A 17,102-nucleotide genomic window follows, 5' to 3' on the forward strand; every position below is an offset into this window, starting at 1 on the left:
GTGTCAGCGGGGGCGGCGTCAGGACTTGATGAAGTCGAGGATGTCGGCGTTGAGCTGATCCTTGTGGGTGATGTAGAGGCCGTGCCCGGCGGCCGGGTACTCCTTGTAGACGGCGCCGGGGATCAGCGCCGCGGTGCGGCGGCCGGTCACCTCGGCCGGCGCGGAGAAGTCCGCGTCGCCGTGCACCACCAGGGTCGGGATGGTGAGCCCGCGCAGCTGCTCGCGGTTGTCGGCGTGGAAGACCGTCTGCTGGACCTGCAGCGTGGCCCAGGGGGAGGCGGACAGGCACATCCGGAGCTTCCAGTCGATCATGGCGGGGGAGGCTTCGGTGCCCAACTGGGTGGCGAAGTAGGCCTGTGACTGGGTGGCGAGCCACTTGGGGCGGTCGGTGCGGAGGGCGGTGAGCAGCCCGTCAAGGGCGGCCTCGGGGATGCCCTCGGGGTTGTCGTCGGTCTGCTTGAGGAACGGCAGCATGGCGCCGACGAACACGGCGCGCTCGACGCGGTCCTCGCCGTGGCGGCCGAGGTAGCGGGCCACCTCGGCGCCGCCGAGCGAGTGGGCGACGAAGGTCACGTCGCGCAGGTCGAGATGGTCGAGGAACGCGGCGAGGTCGTCGGCCAGGGTGTCGATGTCGTAGCCGGCCGAGGGGCGGTCGGAGCGGCCGTGGCCGCGCCGGTCGAACGAGAGGCAGCGGAAGCCCTGCTCGACGAAGAACGGGATCTGGTACTCCCACATCTCGGTGTTGAGCATGGAGCTGGTGACGAAGACGATCGGGCGGCCCTGTCCGTAGTCCTCGTAGGCCAGGCGGGTCCCGTCGGCGGTCGCAAAGAACATCTCGGCTCCTCGGCTTGATCATCTTGATCGTCGTTTCGACGTGTTCAGGATGTCCGAGCCGCCGAGGAGGGTCGATTACGTGCCGGGTAATGCAGTGGTGCGGGACGGCGCTGCGGGGCCCGGCCCCGCAGCGCCGGTACGTCAGAGGCCCAGATCCTTGATGATCTTGGCGACGTGGCCCGTGGCGCGGACGTTGTACAGGGCGCGCTCGACCTTGCCCTGTTCGTCGACGACGACCGTGGAGCGGATCACGCCGGTGACCGTCTTGCCGTACATCTTCTTCTCGCCGAAGGCGCCGTACGCCTGCAGGGTCTCCTTCTCGGGGTCGCCGAGGAGGGTGACCTTCAGGCTCTCCTTGTCGCGGAACTTCGCCAGCTTCTCGGGCTTGTCCGGGGAGATGCCGACCACGTCGTACCCGTGCTGGGCGAGGAGGTCGAGGTTGTCGGTGAAGTCGCAGGCCTGCTTGGTGCAGCCGGGGGTGAGGGCTGCCGGGTAGAAGTAGACGATCACCTTGCGGCCGGCGTAGTCGGCGAGCGAGACAGACGTGCCGTCCGCGTCGGGGAGGGTGAAGGCGGGGGCGGTGTCACCGGGCTGCAGGCGCTCGCTCATGGTGGGTCTCCTCGGGGCACGGGTGCGTGGCGCGGGTGTGTACGTACCCGACATTAGCCAGGTTCCCGATCGGGGGTGCTGTGGGGCGTCGGCCAGGGGGAACTGACACACTGTCCATCACCGGATCATCGAGATTGACGGAGGCAGCGCGGTGTCGGAGGCCAGGACCCCTGCGCAGATCGAGGCGGACATCGCCCGCAGGCGGCAGCAGCTCGCCGTGACGCTCGACGAGATCGGGGTGCGGATGCATCCCAGGACGATCGTCGGGGACGCGAAGGCGAAGGCGGTGTCGGCGGTGGACCGGACGGCGGGGCGGGCCTATGTCTCCGTGAACCGCGCGGTCACCGGCGTACGGGCGCAGTTCGTGTCCGAGGAGGGGGCGCCGCGGCTGGAACGGATCATTCCGGTGGCGCTCGTGGTGGTGGGCCTCGCCGGGCTGTACGCGATGTCGTCGCGGCGTCGCCGCCCGTAGCGGGCGGGGGCGGCCCGGGGGCGTTCGGGCGGGCTGTGTCCGGCCTGTGCCTCCGGCGCGCCGCCGGGCCAGGTACGGTCAAGGGCGTGAGTACGAACACCTCCCATGACAAGCTGCCCATCCGGATGCTGCACGACCGGGTGCTGGTCCGAACCGACATCCCGGAGGGCGAGCGGCGCTCGACCGGCGGCATCGTGATCCCGGCGACCGCGGCGGTCGGCAGGCGGCTGGCCTGGGCCGAGGTGGTGGCGGTCGGGCAGAACGTGCGGACCGTGGAGCCGGGGGACCGGGTGCTCTACGACCCGGAGGACCGGGCCGAGGTCGAGGTCCGGGGCGTCGCGTACGTACTGATGCGGGAGCGCGATCTGCACGCGGTCGCGGCCGAGCGGCTGGAGGGGTCCGAGGACTCCACGGGGCTGTATCTGTAGGCGGAATCCCCGGTCGGAGTTCCTGCCGGAGTTTCTGGTCGGCGTTTCTGGTCGCAGCTTCTGGTCGGGGTCTCAGCTCCGGGCGGATCTTCAGGGCCGTATACGCGAGGGTGGTGACCTTGGTCACCACCCTGCGTGTTTCAGCCGCCCGCCCCGGGGCCTCCAGGGTCTCCGGGGCCGCCCTGGTCACCGGGGCCGCCGGGGTCGGCCGTCGTCGGATTCGCCGTCGGGACGCCCGTCGGCGGGGTGTACGTCGGCTGGGTCGTCGGAGCCGTCGGCGGGGTGAGGGTGGGCGGGGTGGGGTCGGGGGCCGGGCTGGTCGGATCGGTCGGAAGTGTGGTCGGCGGGGTGGTGACCTGCGGCGGGGTGGTGGTGGCCGGGTCGGTCGGGAGCGTCGGGGTGACGCTGCCGTCCTCCGGGTTCAGGTCGAACTGGGCCGGGGTGCGTCCCTGGAGCGCGGCGGCGGTGTACGCGGCCCAGATCTCCGTGGGATAGCCGCCGCCGTTGACGCGGGGCAGCCCGGTCGCCCCGTACAGCGACTTCTGCGCCCCGGTGGTGGAGTCCTGGCCCATCACGGCCACGACCGTGGCCAGGTCCGGGGTGTATCCGGCGAACCAGGCCGCCTTGTCGTCCTCCGCGGTGCCGGTCTTGCCCGCCGCGGGGTGCCCGGCGGCCTGGGCCGCGGTGGCGGTGCCGCCGTCCACCACGCTCTGCAGGACCGTGGTGGTGGTGTCGGCGGCGGCGCGCGGGACGGCCTGGTCGGTCTTGGGTGACGGGAGGCTGATCTTCGCGCCGCCCTTGGTGATCTTCGTGACCAGGGAGTACGGGGTGCGGACGCCGTGGTTGGCGAGGGTCGCGTACGCCTCGGTCATGTCCAGCACGCTGGCGGTGGCGGGGCCGAGGGCGATGGAGGGGGAGGCGGTCAGGTCGGGGGTGTCCTTGGGGATGCCGAGGGCGATCGCGGTCTGCTTGACCTTCTCGGGGCCGACGTCCTGCGCCATCTGGGCGTAGACCGAGTTCACCGAATTGTCGGTGGCCGTGGTGACGTCGATGGCGCCGTAGTCGACGTCGTCCTCGTTGGCCGGGGCGTATCCGGTGGGCCCGTCGGCCCCCACGACCTCGCGCTTGTTGGTGCCGTCGTAGATCGTGTCCGGGGTGATCGGCAGCCCGCCCTGGGTGGTGGAGCCGTTCTGCAGCGCCGAGGTGAGCACGAGCGGCTTGAAGGTGGACCCGACCTGGTAGTCGGTGCGGGTCGCGTTGTTGACGAACTGCTTGGTGTAGTCGATGCCGCCGTAGAGGGCGACCACCCTCCCGCTCCTGGGGTCGATCGAGGCGCCGCCCGCCCGGACGTACTTGTCGACCTTGCGGGATTTGCTGAGCTTGCTCATCAGCTTGTCGCGGACCGCGGCGACGAAGGCGTCCTGCTTCTTGCGGTCGATGGTGGTGGTGATCCGGTAGCCGCCGCGGGCCAGGGTCTGCTCGTCGATGATGCCGTTCCTGGTGAGGTACGCCTCGACGGCCTCGACCAGATATCCGCGCTGCCCGGACATGCCCGACTGCGCGGCGCCCTTGACGGGGGCCGGGAAGGTCATCCTGTCGCGGGCGGTCTTGGTCAGCCAGCCCTTCTTGACCATGCCGTCCAGGACGTAGTTCCAGCGGGCCAGCGCCCGGTCCTTGTTCTGCGGATGGCTGACGACGTCGTAGGCGTTCGGGGCGTTGAGCAGGGTCGCCAGATAGGCGCCCTCGCCGACTCCGAGGGCCTTGACGTCCTTGCCGTAGTAGGCCTGGGCGGCGGCCTGGATGCCGTAGGCGTTGCGCCCGAAGTAGCTGGTGTTCAGATAGCCCTCGAGGATGTCGTCCTTGCTCACCTCCCGGTCCAGCTTGATCGAGATGAAGAACTCCTTCACCTTCCGGGAGACGGTCTGCTCCTGGTCCAGGTAGTAGTTCTTCACGTACTGCTGGGTGATCGTGGAGCCGGACTGCTTGCCCTTGCCGGTGGCGGTGTTCCACGCGGCGCGGATCATCGCCTCGGGGTTGATCGCCGACTCGGAGTAGAAGTCCCGGTCCTCGGCCGCGAGCACCGCGTGCTGGGTGTCCTTGGGCACCTGGCTGAGCGGTACGTTCTCCCGGTTGACCTTGCCCTCGCGGGCGAGCGGGGTGCCGTCGGAGTAGAGGAAGACATTGCTCTGGGCGACGGCAATGTCCTTGGCGGCGGGGATGTCGACGAGCAGATAGCCGGTGACCAGGCCGCCCGCGACGAGCAGCACGATCACCAGGAAGCCGCTGAGCACCATTCGCCAGGTGGGGAGCAGACGGCGCCAGCCGGTGCGCTTGGGACGGCCCTTTCTGCCCTTGGGGCGGGCGGCCCTGCCGTCGTTGGTGGTGCTGTTGGTGCTGGTGACGTCCGGGCCGCCCATGCCGCCGTCGATCAGTTGGGGCTCGTCGCTCATGTCCTTTGAGACTCCTCGGCCGCCGTCGAGGGTTGCGCCGCGGCGGAATCGTGCACGGTCGGGCGATTGGCCTGGTACGCCCCAGAAAACACTGTCGCATCATCCGTTCCGGACCGGAGCCTCGGCCCACACCTGTGACACCTCTGTGACCGGCGGAATGGACGATTTCCGCCTTCCGATCGGGTGGTGTTCCGCGCTCCGTTCGGGCGAATAACGCCTCGCCCTCCGTCCTCCCGCGCCGCTAGGCTCCTGAGTTTTGGTGCCGGGCGGAAGGAGAGGGGCGGTCACATGCGGCGCGGTCAGCTGCGGCGCGGTCACCTGAGGCTGTACGGGGCCGTCGCGACGAGCGGCTTCAGGCGCTATGCGACATATCGGGTCGCCACCGCGGCCGGGGTGTTCACCAACACGGTCTTCGGCTTCATCGTCGCCTACACCTATATCGCCCTGTGGGACCAGCGGCCCCACCTGGGCGGCTACGACCTCTCCCAGGCGCTGACCTTCGTCTGGCTCGGTCAGGCGCTGCTCGCGACCATGGCGCTGATGGGCGGGGGCTTCCAGGAGGAGCTGCAGGAGCGGATCCGCTCCGGCGATATCGCCATCGATCTCTACCGCCCGGTGGATCTGCAGCTGTGGTGGCTGGCCGGGGACCTCGGCCGGGCCGCCTTCCAGCTGCTGGGGCGTGGGATCGTGCCCATGGTCTTCGGCTCGCTGGCCTTCGAACTGGTCCTGCCGGGCTCCGCGCTGACCTGGATCTGGTTCCTGCTGTCGCTCGTCCTCGGGGCGTGTGTCGGCTTCGCGGTGCACTATCTGGTCGGGCTCACGGCGTTCTGGCTGCTCGACAGCTCGGGGATCTCCATGATGAGCAGTCTGCTGGCCCTGTTCTTCTCCGGGATGATCCTTCCGCTGAACGTCTTCCCGGGGGCGCTGGGCGAGGTGGCGCGGCTGCTGCCGTGGGCGGCGATGCTGCAGGTGCCCGCGGATGTCTTCCTCGGGGTCCACCGCGGGCTCGGGATTCTGCGGGCGCTGGCCTTCCAGGCGGGGTGGGCGGTCGTGCTGTTCGCGGCGGGGCGGGCGCTGCAGTCCGTCGCGACGCGGAAGGTGGTGGTGCAGGGTGGCTGAGCCGCTTGGTTCCCGCGCGTACGCCAAGCCGCTTCGCTCCCGGGCGTACGCCGAGCCGCTTCGTTCCCGCGCGTACCACGGGCTGCGCGCCTATCTGCTGATCATCGCGATGTGGGTGCGCTCGACGATGGCGTACCGCACCTCGTTCCTGATCATGACGATCGGGAACTTCCTGGCCACCGGGCTCGACTTCGTCGTGATCGCGCTGATGTTCTCGCACGTCGGCACGTTGGGCGGGTTCAGCCTGTCCGAGGTCGCCTTTCTCTACGGCACCACCAGCACCGCCTTCGGCCTGATGGACATGACCTTGGGCAGTATGAACCGCGTCGGCCGCCGGGTCCGCGACGGGACGATGGACACCCTGCTGGTGCGGCCCGTGCCGATCCTCGCGCAGGTGGCCGCCGACCGTTTCGCGCTGCGCAGGCTGGGCCGGATCAGCCAGGGGCTGCTGCTGCTCGTCTGGTCGCTGATCCGACTGGACATCGACTGGACGGTGGACCGGGTGCTGCTGGTGCCGGTGATGCTGCTGAGCGGGGGAGCGATCTTCGGGGCGATGTTCGTGGCCGGCGGGGCGTTCCAGTTCTGGGCGAACGACGCCTCAGAGGTGCAGAACTCCTTCACCTACGGCGGCAACACCCTGCTGCAGTACCCGCCGACGGTCTTCGCGGAGGACCTGCTGCGCGGCGTCACCTTCGTCATCCCGCTGGCCTTCGTCAACTGGCTGCCCGCGCTGCACATCCTGGGCCGGGAGAACCCGCTGGGCCTGCCGGGCTGGATCGGCTTCGCCGCCCCGCTGGTCGCGCTGGGCTGCTGCGCGCTGGCCGGGCTGGCCTGGCGGACGGGGCTGCGGTCGTATCGGAGCACGGGCAGCTGAGAGGGGCTGAGCCTGTATGGGTGAGTTCGACGATGACTTCATGGACGGCTTCGAGGACGACTTCATCGTGCTCGACGAGGTCGAGAAGGTCTTCCAGGTGCGGCGCCGGGCCGGGCTGCTGCGCCGCGAGCGGCGCGAGGTGCGCGCCGTGGACGGCATCAGCTTCCGGGTGCCGCGCGGGCAGATGGTCGGTTACATCGGGCCCAACGGCGCCGGGAAGTCCACCACGATCAAGATGCTGACCGGGATCCTGGTGCCCAGCGGCGGCCGGCTGCGGGTGGCCGGGATCGACCCGTCGCGCGAGCGGACGCGGCTGGCGCGCCGGATCGGGGTGGTGTTCGGGCAGCGTACGACCCTGTGGTGGGACCTGCCGCTGCGCGACTCGTACGCGCTGGTGCGCCGGATGTACCGGATTCCCGACGCCCGGTACCGCGAGAACCTCGACCGGTGCGTCGAACTCCTCGAACTCGGCGCGCTCCTGGACGTGCCGGTCCGTCAGCTCTCCCTCGGCCAGCGGATGCGCGGCGATATCGCGGCCGCCCTGCTGCACGACCCCGAGGTGCTCTACCTCGACGAGCCGACGATCGGTCTTGACGTGGTCAGCAAGGCGAAGGTGCGGGAGTTCCTGCGCGAGGTGAACGCCGAGCAGGGCATGACCGTGCTGCTGACGACCCATGACCTGACCGATATCGAGCAGCTGTGCAAGCGGGTGATGGTCATCGACCACGGGCGGCTGGTGTACGACGGCGGGCTCGAGGGGCTGCACGCGGTGGGCGAGAGCGAGCGGACGCTCGTCGTCGACCTGGAGCGGGAGCTGCCGCCGATCGAGGTCCCCGGCTCGCGGACGGTGCGGGTGGAGGGGCCGCGGCAGTGGCTCGCGTTCCCGGCCGGGAGCAGCGCGGCGCCGATCGTGGCGGCGGTGGCGGACGGGTATCCGCTGGTCGACCTGTCGGTGCGGGAGCCGGACATCGAGGACGTCATCGCCAGGATGCTGTATCCGGCGAGGGACGAGCCGGAGCGGGGGAGCGAGCCGGATGCGGAAGGAACCGCGGGAGGAACCGCGGGAGGAACCGCGGAGGGGGAGGCGGAGGCAGGGGCCGCGGAACGGTCGGCCGACCCGGTCTGATGGGCATGGGCCCTTGAGCCCGCCCCGTTAATCTGTCCGTATGACGAGCGGTGCATCCTCAGGGGACATGACACCCCAACCCCAGGCCGGTCTTGAGATGCGGGCCTCGGACGCCGAGCGCGAGCGGATCGCCGAGGCGCTTCGGGACGCCGTCGCCGAAGGGCGCCTGACCATGGAGGAGTTCGAGGAGCGGCTGGACGCGGCGTACCGGGCCCGGACCCACGGGGAGCTCGAACCGCTCGTACGGGACCTCCCGGTGCCCGGCCGCCCCGCCGCCGATCTCGCGCCCGCGGCCGACGGCGGCTGGGCGGAGCGGATCGGGGCCACGCCGACCTCCCGGACCGGGATCGCGATCATGGGCGGCTTCCAGCGCAAGGGCACCTGGACCGTGGCGCGCCGCTTCACCTCGTTCGTCTTCTGGGGCGGCGGGGAGATCGATCTGCGCGAGGCCCGCTTCGAGGACCGCGACACGGTGATCCGCTGCTTCGCGATCATGGGCGGGATTCAGGTCACGGCCCCGCCGGACCTGGATGTGCACGTCGGCGGCGTCGGCATCCTGGGCGCGTTCGACCACAGCGGGGCCGGCGAGGGCTCGCCGGACTCGCCGCGCGTGACCGTCACCGGCCTTGCGCTGTTCGGCGGTGTGGCCGTCGAGCGCAAGCTGCGCAGGGAGGAGCGCCGGCGCCTGAAGGAGGAGCGCAAGCGGCTCAGGCAGGAGCGCAAGCGGTTCCCGCTCGAGGGCGGGGACTGAGCCGGCGGCCGGACTGAGCCGGCGGCCGGACTGAGCCGGCGGGCCGGGCGGGGCCGGCCCCGCCGGGGCGGCGAGCGACCTCAGAGCGCGGCCGCCGCGCCGCCCTTGAGGTCCTGCAGGTCCAGGGCGCGCGCCATCGCCCGGTAGCCCTCGTCGCTCGGGTGGAGGTGGTCGCCCGAGTCGTACGACGGGCGCAGCCGGACCGGGAACATCGGGTCGCGCAGCGCCTGGTCGAAGTCGACGACGCCGTCGAAGACCCGGCCCGTCCGGATCTGCGTGTTGACCTGCTGGCGCACGGCGTCCAGCTGGGGGGTGTAGCCGCGGTGGCCGTAGAAGGGCGCCAGGGTGGCCCCGATGACGCGCAGCCCGCGCGCGTGCGCCTGCTCGGTCAGCCGCCGCAGCCCGGCGACGATGGTGGACGGGTCGGTCTGGTGCGGGGTGCGCAGTATGTCGTTGACGCCCAGCTCGACGACGACGGCCTTGACGCCCGTACGGGAGAGCACGTCGCGCCCGAAGCGGGACAGGGCGCTGGGGTTGTTCGGCGGGACCTGGGTGCCGTCGCTCAGGACGCGGTTGCCGCTGATGCCCGAGTTGAGCACGCCGAGGCGGGGCGCCCCGGACTCGGTGCGCAGCCGCTCGGCGAGGAAGTCGGTCCAGCGGTGGTTGGCCCCGGCGGTGGAGGTGATGCCGTCGGTGATGGAGTCCCCGATGACGACGACGGCGCCCTGCGCCTCCTTGCTCCACACGTCCACGGCCGTCAGGTAGCGCCAGTAGGGGCTCTGTTCGGTGTAGGCCGCGCCGGCGGTGTCCTCCGTACGGTCGCCGCGCGCCAGGTAGGAGGTCTGGCGGGCGTGCGGGTGGTAGGTCACCGAGCCGGAGGCGCGCGGGGTGTAGGTGGTCACCAGCAGGTCGGCGGCGGCCGGGATGTCCAGCCGCACCGGGTCGCTGGTGACGGCCTGGCCCGGCGGGATGGTCACCCACGGGCGCTCGGCGAAGGAGAGGCGGCGCATCGTGCCCGCGGCGGCGGTGGGGTTACTGGGGGCGGCCGCCAGGGCCAGCGAGGCGTGCGTGATCGTCAGCGGGCGGGCGCTGTAGAAGTTGGACAGCTGGATGCGCGCCTGGCTGCCGCCGACACTGGTGTGGACGACGTTCCGTATCGACATGCCGGCATAGCCCCGCAGCGTGTTCGGCTCCGCTGCCGCGGCGGACGTGGACCAGGTGCCCACCCAGGCGCCGGCCGAGGCCGGGGCGGCGGAGCTGCGCGGCTCGCGGGCGGCGGCGTCGATGTGGCCGTCGCTGTTGCCGACCCCGATGAATATCGCGGTCGAGACGAGGACCACCACAGCCGCCAGCGCAGCGAGCACGGCGTAGGCCGTGCGTCTGGGCATGGGGGGCACGCTCATGGACGGGTGTCTCCTCGGGCAGCGGAACTCTGGGCTCCGGAAGTGGATGGGAACTGCGAGAGAACAGCGACGTCGCTGCGGTCCGGTCGGCTCACCATGATCCCATGGCGCGGTACGCGTCCGCCCGTCGGCCTGCCTCTGGCACACAGGGTCGCTCGCCCACTCAGACGATGGGAACCGCCCGTACGTTCCACTCCATGGGCGACCGCAACAGGAACGAGACAATGACCGAGGGGACGGCTCGACCGGGTGGAGCGAATGGACCGGATGAACCCGATGGACCCGATGGAACCGACATCGACGGATGAGGCGGGGCCGCCGCGTGCGGCGGCGCGGGCCGCCTTCTCCTCGGAGACCGCTTTGGACGTGGAGAAGCGCCGCGGCGTGCGCCGGATGAAGACGATCGCGACGGCGATGCTGCTGGCCGTCGCCGTCGTGTACGCGCTGGCCACCTGGGCACGGTCGGCCGGCGCGGGCGGCTGGGCCGGTTACACGGCCGCGGCCGCCGAGGCCGGGATGGTCGGCGCGCTGGCCGACTGGTTCGCGGTGACCGCGCTGTTCCGGCGGCCCATGGGGCTGCCGATCCCGCACACCGCGATCATCCCGACCAAGAAGGACCAGCTGGGGGTGAGCCTCGGCGAGTTCGTCGGCGAGAACTTCCTGTCCGGCGACGTGGTGCGGCTGCGGCTGCGGACCGTCGGCATCAGCAGCAGGCTGGGCAGCTGGCTGGCCGAGCCCGCCCACGCCGACCGGGTGACGGCCGAACTGGCGACGGCCCTGCGCGGCGCGCTCACGGTGCTGCGCGACTCCGACGTCCAGGCCGTGGTGGGCGAGGCGATCACCCGGCGCGCCGACGCGCAGGAGATCGCGCCGGGCCTCGGCAAGATGCTGGAGCGGATCGTCGCGGACGGAGGGCACCACCGGGCCGTGGACCTGGTATGCCTGCGCGCCCACGACTGGCTCGTCGAGCACAACGAGTCGGTGATGGAGGCGGTGGCGGGCGGCGCGCCCGGCTGGACCCCGCGGTTCGTCGACCGGAAGGTCGGCGAGCGGGTCTACCGGGAACTGCTGCGGTTCGTCAGCGAGATGCGCGATATGCCGGACCATCCGGCGCGCGGGGCGCTGGACCGCTTCCTGGCCGACTTCGCGGGCGATCTGCAGTCCGACACGGACACCCGGGCGCGGGTGGAGCGCCTGAAGGGGGAGGTGCTGGGGCGGGGCGAGGTGCAGGACCTGATCGCCTCGGCGTGGGCCTCCGTACGGGCGATGATCGTCGCGGCGGCCGAGGACGAGCGCAGCGAGCTGCGGCTGCGGGCGCGCGCGGCGATCCTCTCGCTCGGCACGCGGCTGGCCGGGGAGGGGCGGCTGCGGGCGAAGGTCGACGGGTGGCTGGAGGACGCGGCGGTGTATGTGGTCACCACCTACCGGGACGAGATCACCTCGCTGATCACCGAGACCGTGGCGGGCTGGGACGCGGAGCACACCTCGCGGAAGATCGAGGCGCACATCGGGCGGGACCTGCAGTTCATCCGGATCAACGGCACGGTCGTGGGCGCGCTGGCGGGGCTGGTGATCTATACGGTCTCGCGGCTGCTGGGCGCGTAGCGGTTCTGGGCGCTCAGCGGCTCTGGAGAGTGCGGGCCGCAGGGCCTATGGTGCCCCGACCGGAGGGAGGTCGGCGTGCGAAGGCAGCGGTTACCGGTGGTCGTACGGGGGCGGCGCCCGCGGCGGGCGGTCCTGGCGCGGGTCCTGTGGACCGGCGCGGAGATCACCGTCACCCTCGGCCTTGTCATGCTGCTCTTCGTCGTCCATCAGCTGTGGTGGACCAACCGGCAGGCGCGGGAGGGCGCCCAGCGGGAAGTGGCGGCGCTGGAGCGGGAGTGGCGCGACGGCGCGGCCGGGGATGAGTCCGGGCACGGGCCGGCCGGGGACGCGTCCGGGGGCGGCTCGTCCGGGGGCGGCGCCCATGACTTCGGCCGCGAGGCGGCCCGTAACTCCCCGGCGGCCGCCGGGAGCCGGGCCCCGCGCCGGGACCAGACGTACGCCGTGCTGCGCATCCCCCGTATCGGACTGACCGCTCCGGTGGCCGAGGGCATCAGCAGGGCCGGGGTGCTCAACAACGGGTACGTGGGCCACTATCCGAAGACCGCGCAGCCCGGCCAGGTGGGCAACGTCGCGTTCGCGGGCCACCGCAACACGCACGGCGAGCCGTTCCGCCACCTGGACGAGGTGCGCCCCGGCGACACGGTCCGCGTCGACACCGCCGACGGCCGCTACACCTATGTCGTCGAGCGGACCCTGCCGCGCACCTCGCCCTCCGACGGGACGGTCGTCGCGCCGGTGCCGTACAGCTCGACGCATCCGCGGTACCGCTACACCGAGCGGGGCTCCTACATCACGCTGACGACCTGCACCCCGGAGTACACCTCGCGGTACCGGCTGGTGGTGTGGGGCAGGCTGAAGGCGGCCGAGCCCCGCGCTGTCGGTGGCGGCGACTAGACTCACGTACGAACCTCGCATACGGATGCCGTATGCGAACGGAGCAGCGGGGCAGGGGCGTTGCGCGTCATGGGGAGGGGAGCCTGATGGTCCACCGCATCGAAGTGCTGCGGGCGCACCTCGGCGTGCTCCTGTTCCTGCTGACCGGAGCGCTCCTCACCCACACCGGCCTGATCAGCGCCGTCGCGCTCGCCGCGACCGCCGCGATCGCGACCGCGCTGCTGACCTGCGCGCTGCTGGCCGCGCGCTGTCTCGCCCCGCTTCCTCCGGGGCGAATACGCACCGCGATACGGGACAGGGAGCGCCGCACGGCGTTCCTGGCCCAGCGGGATCCCGATGCCGCGGGCCGGCCGCGGCCGCGAGCGCCGGGCCGTCGCCTGCCGACGGCCGCGTAGGCGCTCCTCGCCCTTGGCTTCATTGCTGGAGCCCAAGCTTCACTGCTGGAGCCCGCGCGGCTCGTCACGCCGACTCACCGATTCCGGCATCACGACGAGACCCCGTGGAGGGCTTCCCCATGTCTGTTTTCGCCGCGCTGGGCACGCTGCTCAGCTCGCTGGCCGACTGTCTCGCACCGCTGTTCGGGGCGTCCGCGACGGCCGCCGCGATCGTCTTGTTCACGCTGTGCGTGCGCGCCGCGCTCCATCCGCTCGCCCGCGCGGCCGTGCGCGGCGAGAAGGCGCGCGCCGCGCTCGCGCCGAAGATGGCCGAGCTGAACCGCCGTCACAAGCGCGACCCGGAGCGGCTGCGGCGCGCGATGGCCGAGCTGTACGAGAAGGAGTCGGTCTCCCCGGTCGCGGGCTGTCTGCCGACGCTCGTCCAGCTCCCCGTCTTCTTCGTCATGTACCACCTGTTCTCCACCGGCAGCGGCGCCGGGGACCTCCTGGACCACACCCTGGCGGGCGCCCCGCTGGGCGGCCGGTGGGGCGGGGACCTGGCCGGGCCGCACGGGCCGGTCTACCTCGCGCTGTTCGCCCTGATCGCCGCGGTGGCGGGCTGGACGTACGTACGCGCCCGCAAGGCGGCCGCCGCTCAGCCGGCCCCCGCCGGGGTCCCGGCGGGGGCGGCCAAGCTGCTGCCCCTGCTGTCGTTCGGCACGCTCGTCACCGCCGCCGTGGTGCCGCTGGCGGCCGGGCTCTACCTGGCGACCAGCACGACCTGGACGGCGGTCGAGCGGGCCCTGCTGCAGCGCACGGGCCGGGAGGAGGGGGCCAAAGGACGTGTGCGGTCCAGTGGATGAACTGAGTCTTGCGGACTGGACGCCGCTCTTGTGAGGATCGATCAGCCAGGGCCGCCCCTCGACTTACGGGAGTCATCACAATGAAGCTGCTGCGTGTCGGACCTGCGGGGGCGGAGCGCCCGGCGGTGCTCGATGACTCGGGCACCCCGCGCGATCTGTCGGACCTGGTCAAGGACATCGACGGGGCCCTGCTCGCCGACGAGGCGGCGCTCGCCCGCATCCGCGAGGCCCTCGCGTCGGGCGAGCTGCCCGCGCTGGACGCCGCCGATCCCCGGATCGGTCCGCCGCTGGGCCGTATCGGCAAGATCGTGTGCATCGGGCTGAACTACCACGACCACGCCACGGAGACCGGCGCCGCGATCCCCGAGGAGCCGATCCTGTTCATGAAGGCCCCGGACACCGTCGTCGGTCCCCATGACACGGTGCTGGTGCCGCGCGGCAGCGAGAAGACCGACTGGGAGGTGGAGCTGGCCGTCGTCATCGGGCGCACGGCCCGCTACCTCGCATCCGACGAGGAGGCCCTTGCCTCGGTCGCGGGCTACGCTATCGCCCACGACGTCTCGGAGCGGGCGTTCCAGATCGAGCGCGGCGGCCAGTGGGACAAGGGCAAGAACTGCGAGACCTTCAACCCCCTCGGCCCCTGGCTGGTCACCGCCGACGAGGTCCCCGACCCCCAGGCGCTGGCCTTGCGGCTGTGGGTCAACGGCGAGCTCAAGCAGGACGGCACGACGGCGGACCAGATCTTCCCGGTGGCCCAGGTGGTCCGCTACCTGAGCCAGTTCATGACCCTCTACCCCGGGGACGTCATCAACACCGGCACCCCGGCGGGCGTGGCCCTGGGGCGGCCCGAGCCCAAGCCGTATCTGCGGGCCGGGGACGTCGTCGAGCTGGAGATCGACGGGCTGGGGCGGCAGCGCCAGGAGTTCAAGGACGCGTGATCGAGACCGTACGGCCCTCCGCTGCCGAGGTGCGGGCCGCCTCCAGGACGCGGAGGGCGGCCGCGGCCTCGGCCGCGGTGACCGGCGGGGCGCCGCCGTCGCGGAGCGCGGTGGCGATGGCGCCGTAGTAGGCGGGGTAGTCGCCCGGGAGGGTGGGCACGGGCAGGCCGCCCCCGGTCAGGGGTGACTCGCCCGCGCCCAGCCGGCCCCAGGCGGCTTCGGGCTCGGCGCCCCAGGGTGAGCCGCCGTCCGTGCCGGGGCGCAGGCCCTCGCGCAGGGCGGCCTCCTGCGGGTCGAGGCCGTACTTCACATAGCCGGCCCGGCTGCCCAGCACCCGGAAGCGCGGACCCAGCTGCGCGGTGATCGCGCTCATCCACAGATGGGAGCGGACGCCGCCGGCGTGGGTGAGGGCGATGAAGGTGTCGTCGTCGGTGCGGGCGCCGGGGCGGCGCACATCGACCTCGGCGTAGACGGAGGTGGCCGGCCCGAAGAGGGTGAGGGCCTGGTCGACGAGGTGGCTGCCCAGGTCGTACAGCAGCCCGCCGACCTCGGCCGGGTCGCCGGACTCCCGCCAGCCGCCCTTGAGCTGGGGGCGCCAGCGCTCGAAACGGGACTCGAAGCGCTGCACCTCGCCGAGCGCGCCCTCGGCGAGCAGCTTGCGCAGCGTCCGGAAGTCGTTGTCCCAGCGGCGGTTCTGGAAGACGCTCAGCAGCAGGCCGCGGCGGTCGGCGAGCGCGGCCAGCTCCTCGGCCTCGGCGGCGGTCGCGGCGAGCGGCTTGTCGACGACGACGGGCAGCCCGGCCTCCAGGGCGGCGCGTGCGAGGGGGACATGGGTGCGGTTGGGGGAGGCGATGACGACCAGGCCCAGCTCGCCGGCGCGCGCCCACAGCTCGTCGGCGGAGGCGGCGAGGCGCACCGCCGGGTACTCGTCGGACGCCTGCCGCTGCCGCTCCGGGCTTGAGGTGACCACCGTGTCGAGGACGAGGCCGTCCGTGGCGGCGATCAGGGGGGCGTGGAAGACGGAGCCCGCCAGGCCGAAGCCGATGAGGGCGACGCGTACGGGGGCGGAGCCAGGGGTGCCGGTGCCGGTGTCAGCCATGGGGCTACTTTGACAACAGTGTTGCGGAAGCGCAAGCGGGGGCCACAATGGGGGCGTGAACAGCACGATGTCCCAGGCGGCCGAACCCGGCCCGGGTGCCCACCCCGGGCCCGGCGCCAATCTGGCCGTCCTGCGCGGCCACAACGCGGCCCTCGTCCTCGGCCTGCTGCGGGACGCGGGCGAGGGCGGGGTCAGCCGGCTGGAGCTGGCCGCGCAGACCGGGCTGACCCCGCAGGCCGTCAGCAAGATCACGGCACGGCTGCGGGCGGACGGGCTGGCCGCCGAGGCGGGCCACCGGGCGTCCACCGGCGGCAAGCCGCGTACGGTCCTGCGGCTGGTCCCGGGCGCGCGGCGGGCGATCGGGCTGCACCTGGACCGCGATGAGCTGACCGCCGTGCTGGTCGACCTCGCGGGCACACCGCTCGGCCGGCGCACGGCCCCCTTCGACTTCGGCGCGGGGGCGAAGGAGGCGGTCGCCGTGGTCGGCGGCGAGGTCGAGGCGCTGCTCGCCGAGGCCGACGGCGGCCGCGCCGGGCTGCTCGGGGCCGGGGTCGCCGCGCCAGGGCCGCTCGACCACGGCTCGGGGGTGCTGCGCCGCGTCACCGGCTTCCCCCGCTGGGACGGCTTCCCGCTGCGCGACGCGCTCGCGCAGCGCCTCGGCCTGCCCGTCGTCCTGGACAAGGACACCAACGCCGCCGCGCTCGGGCTCGCCGTCGGCCGCGCCCGGCAGCGCGCCGCCGGGTCCTTCCCCGCCGAGTCGTTCGCGTATCTGCACCTCGGCACCGGCCTCGGCGCCGGTCTCGTCCTCGGCGGGGCCGTCCACCGGGGGGCCCGCACCGGCGCGGGGGAGTTCGGGCACCAGGTCATCCAGCTGGACGGGCCGCCCTGCGGCTGCGGCAACCGCGGCTGCCTGGAGGCGCTGTGCCTGGCCGCGGTCGCGGGCGGCGACCCGGCCCGGGCGGCGCGGCTGCTCGGCGTCGGCGCCGCCAACCTCGTACGGCTGCTCGACATCGACCGGGTGCTGCTCGGCGGCCGGGTCGTCCTGGCCGCACCCGGGCCGTACGCGCGGGGCGTGGCCGAGACGCTGGCCGCGGACGCGGCGCGGGCGGGCGGGCGTACGGTCCCGGTGGACGTGGTCGGCCGGGGCGAGCACGCGGTCGTGGAGGGCGCGGCGCAGCTGGTGCTGGCGCCGCTGTTCGCGGTGGGGTGAGGGAGCGGTGGGCTGATGGGCTGAATGCGGCTGATGGGCTGATGGGCCGAACG

17 protein-coding genes are annotated in these 17,102 nt (G+C 72.5%); 12 read left to right on the top strand and 5 right to left on the bottom strand.

Features of this window, described 5'->3' with window-relative positions:
* Positions 1 to 18: 18 nt before the first annotated feature.
* On the bottom strand, positions 19 to 834 hold the full coding sequence (locus ACFZDL_RS42545) for an alpha/beta hydrolase (RefSeq protein WP_353595784.1): 816 nt from the start codon (positions 832 to 834) through the stop codon (positions 19 to 21).
* Positions 835 to 975: 141 nt separating this feature from the next.
* Complete coding sequence (gene bcp, locus ACFZDL_RS42550; RefSeq protein ID WP_353595785.1) at positions 976 to 1,443, bottom strand: thioredoxin-dependent thiol peroxidase; 468 nt, start codon at positions 1,441 to 1,443, stop codon at positions 976 to 978.
* Between the two features lie 151 nt (positions 1,444 to 1,594).
* Here bcp and ACFZDL_RS42555 point away from each other — a divergent pair, with 151 nt between their 5' ends.
* Together ACFZDL_RS42555 and ACFZDL_RS42560 are read left to right on the top strand one after the other, a co-directional pair.
* Positions 1,595 to 1,915: a DUF3618 domain-containing protein gene (locus ACFZDL_RS42555; protein WP_353595786.1), complete on the top strand. Its 321-nt coding sequence runs from the start codon at positions 1,595 to 1,597 to the stop codon at positions 1,913 to 1,915.
* An 86-nt stretch (positions 1,916 to 2,001) separates the two neighbouring features.
* Positions 2,002 to 2,343, top strand: a complete 342-nt coding sequence (locus ACFZDL_RS42560; protein WP_065959991.1) for a co-chaperone GroES — start codon at positions 2,002 to 2,004, stop codon at positions 2,341 to 2,343.
* Between the two features lie 140 nt (positions 2,344 to 2,483).
* Here the strand turns inward: ACFZDL_RS42560 and ACFZDL_RS42565 are convergent, their stop codons facing one another.
* Positions 2,484 to 4,793: a transglycosylase domain-containing protein gene (locus tag ACFZDL_RS42565; protein WP_353595787.1), complete on the bottom strand. Its 2,310-nt coding sequence runs from the start codon at positions 4,791 to 4,793 to the stop codon at positions 2,484 to 2,486.
* A 318-nt stretch (positions 4,794 to 5,111) separates the two neighbouring features.
* Here ACFZDL_RS42565 and ACFZDL_RS42570 point away from each other — a divergent pair, with 318 nt between their 5' ends.
* The 4 genes from ACFZDL_RS42570 (at position 5,112) to ACFZDL_RS42585 (ending at position 8,663) form a co-directional block, all read left to right on the top strand.
* The gene (locus ACFZDL_RS42570) at positions 5,112 to 5,912 is read left to right on the top strand and encodes an ABC-2 family transporter protein (protein WP_353595847.1); all 801 of its coding nucleotides are present in this window, start codon (positions 5,112 to 5,114) and stop codon (positions 5,910 to 5,912) included.
* Positions 5,905 to 6,786: an ABC-2 family transporter protein gene (locus ACFZDL_RS42575; RefSeq protein WP_391194048.1), complete on the top strand. Its 882-nt coding sequence runs from the start codon at positions 5,905 to 5,907 to the stop codon at positions 6,784 to 6,786. Before ACFZDL_RS42570 ends, ACFZDL_RS42575 begins: the two co-directional genes overlap by 8 nt.
* 16 nt (positions 6,787 to 6,802) lie before the next feature.
* Positions 6,803 to 7,912, top strand: a complete 1,110-nt coding sequence (locus tag ACFZDL_RS42580; RefSeq protein ID WP_391194050.1) for an ATP-binding cassette domain-containing protein — start codon at positions 6,803 to 6,805, stop codon at positions 7,910 to 7,912.
* A 97-nt stretch (positions 7,913 to 8,009) separates the two neighbouring features.
* Positions 8,010 to 8,663 (top strand): DUF1707 domain-containing protein, encoded by a 654-nt coding sequence (locus tag ACFZDL_RS42585; RefSeq protein WP_353595850.1) that lies wholly within the window; start codon positions 8,010 to 8,012, stop codon positions 8,661 to 8,663.
* Between the two features lie 80 nt (positions 8,664 to 8,743).
* On the opposite strand, the gene ACFZDL_RS42590 is transcribed toward ACFZDL_RS42585, so the two are convergent.
* Complete coding sequence (locus tag ACFZDL_RS42590) at positions 8,744 to 10,051, bottom strand: SGNH/GDSL hydrolase family protein (RefSeq protein ID WP_353595788.1); 1,308 nt, start codon at positions 10,049 to 10,051, stop codon at positions 8,744 to 8,746.
* 300 nt (positions 10,052 to 10,351) lie between these two features.
* On the opposite strand from ACFZDL_RS42590, the gene ACFZDL_RS42595 reads away from it, so the two are divergent.
* The 5 genes from ACFZDL_RS42595 to ACFZDL_RS42615 all read left to right on the top strand — a co-directional run bounded on the left by ACFZDL_RS42595 (position 10,352) and on the right by ACFZDL_RS42615 (position 14,740).
* A complete protein-coding gene (locus ACFZDL_RS42595; protein WP_353595789.1) occupies positions 10,352 to 11,671 on the top strand; it encodes a DUF445 domain-containing protein in 1,320 nt (439 codons plus the stop codon).
* A gap of 75 nt (positions 11,672 to 11,746) precedes the next feature.
* Entirely contained in the window at positions 11,747 to 12,565 is an 819-nt protein-coding gene (locus ACFZDL_RS42600) for a class E sortase (RefSeq protein WP_353595790.1), read from the top strand.
* 86 nt (positions 12,566 to 12,651) lie between these two features.
* Entirely contained in the window at positions 12,652 to 12,960 is a 309-nt protein-coding gene (locus ACFZDL_RS42605) for a DUF6412 domain-containing protein (RefSeq protein ID WP_353595791.1), read from the top strand.
* A gap of 119 nt (positions 12,961 to 13,079) precedes the next feature.
* The gene (locus tag ACFZDL_RS42610) at positions 13,080 to 13,802 is read left to right on the top strand and encodes a YidC/Oxa1 family membrane protein insertase (RefSeq protein WP_353595792.1); all 723 of its coding nucleotides are present in this window, start codon (positions 13,080 to 13,082) and stop codon (positions 13,800 to 13,802) included.
* Between the two features lie 80 nt (positions 13,803 to 13,882).
* On the top strand, positions 13,883 to 14,740 hold the full coding sequence (locus tag ACFZDL_RS42615; protein WP_353595793.1) for a fumarylacetoacetate hydrolase family protein: 858 nt from the start codon (positions 13,883 to 13,885) through the stop codon (positions 14,738 to 14,740).
* On the opposite strand, the gene ACFZDL_RS42620 is transcribed toward ACFZDL_RS42615, so the two are convergent.
* Positions 14,727 to 15,839, bottom strand: a complete 1,113-nt coding sequence (locus tag ACFZDL_RS42620) for a Gfo/Idh/MocA family oxidoreductase (RefSeq protein WP_353595794.1) — start codon at positions 15,837 to 15,839, stop codon at positions 14,727 to 14,729. The two genes, ACFZDL_RS42615 and ACFZDL_RS42620, sit on opposite strands and share 14 nt — an antisense overlap.
* A gap of 67 nt (positions 15,840 to 15,906) precedes the next feature.
* Between ACFZDL_RS42620 and ACFZDL_RS42625 the strand changes: the two genes are divergently transcribed.
* Positions 15,907 to 17,049 (top strand): ROK family transcriptional regulator, encoded by a 1,143-nt coding sequence (locus ACFZDL_RS42625; RefSeq protein WP_353595851.1) that lies wholly within the window; start codon positions 15,907 to 15,909, stop codon positions 17,047 to 17,049.
* The last annotated feature ends 53 nt before the right edge of the window (positions 17,050 to 17,102 follow it).

This window comes from Streptomyces sp. NPDC007917, assembly GCF_042959105.1.
Classification (GTDB): domain Bacteria; phylum Actinomycetota; class Actinomycetes; order Streptomycetales; family Streptomycetaceae; genus Streptomyces.

Bases quoted from the DNA above. Each gene is read 5' to 3' on its own strand.
- ACFZDL_RS42620 (WP_353595794.1), bottom strand. From the start codon at position 15,839: ATGGCTGACACCGGCACCGGCACCCCTGGCTCCGCCCCCGTACGCGTC.
- ACFZDL_RS42565 (WP_353595787.1), bottom strand. From the start codon at position 4,793: ATGAGCGACGAGCCCCAACTGATCGACGGCGGCATGGGCGGCCCGGAC.
- ACFZDL_RS42615 (WP_353595793.1), top strand. From the start codon at position 13,883: ATGAAGCTGCTGCGTGTCGGACCTGCGGGGGCGGAGCGCCCGGCGGTG.
- ACFZDL_RS42610 (WP_353595792.1), top strand. From the start codon at position 13,080: ATGTCTGTTTTCGCCGCGCTGGGCACGCTGCTCAGCTCGCTGGCCGAC.
- ACFZDL_RS42590 (WP_353595788.1), bottom strand. From the start codon at position 10,051: ATGCCCAGACGCACGGCCTACGCCGTGCTCGCTGCGCTGGCGGCTGTG.
- ACFZDL_RS42605 (WP_353595791.1), top strand. From the start codon at position 12,652: ATGGTCCACCGCATCGAAGTGCTGCGGGCGCACCTCGGCGTGCTCCTG.
- bcp (WP_353595785.1), bottom strand. From the start codon at position 1,443: ATGAGCGAGCGCCTGCAGCCCGGTGACACCGCCCCCGCCTTCACCCTC.
- ACFZDL_RS42625 (WP_353595851.1), top strand. From the start codon at position 15,907: ATGTCCCAGGCGGCCGAACCCGGCCCGGGTGCCCACCCCGGGCCCGGC.
- ACFZDL_RS42545 (WP_353595784.1), bottom strand. From the start codon at position 834: ATGTTCTTTGCGACCGCCGACGGGACCCGCCTGGCCTACGAGGACTAC.
- ACFZDL_RS42595 (WP_353595789.1), top strand. From the start codon at position 10,352: ATGGAACCGACATCGACGGATGAGGCGGGGCCGCCGCGTGCGGCGGCG.
- ACFZDL_RS42585 (WP_353595850.1), top strand. From the start codon at position 8,010: ATGCGGGCCTCGGACGCCGAGCGCGAGCGGATCGCCGAGGCGCTTCGG.
- ACFZDL_RS42580 (WP_391194050.1), top strand. From the start codon at position 6,803: ATGGGTGAGTTCGACGATGACTTCATGGACGGCTTCGAGGACGACTTC.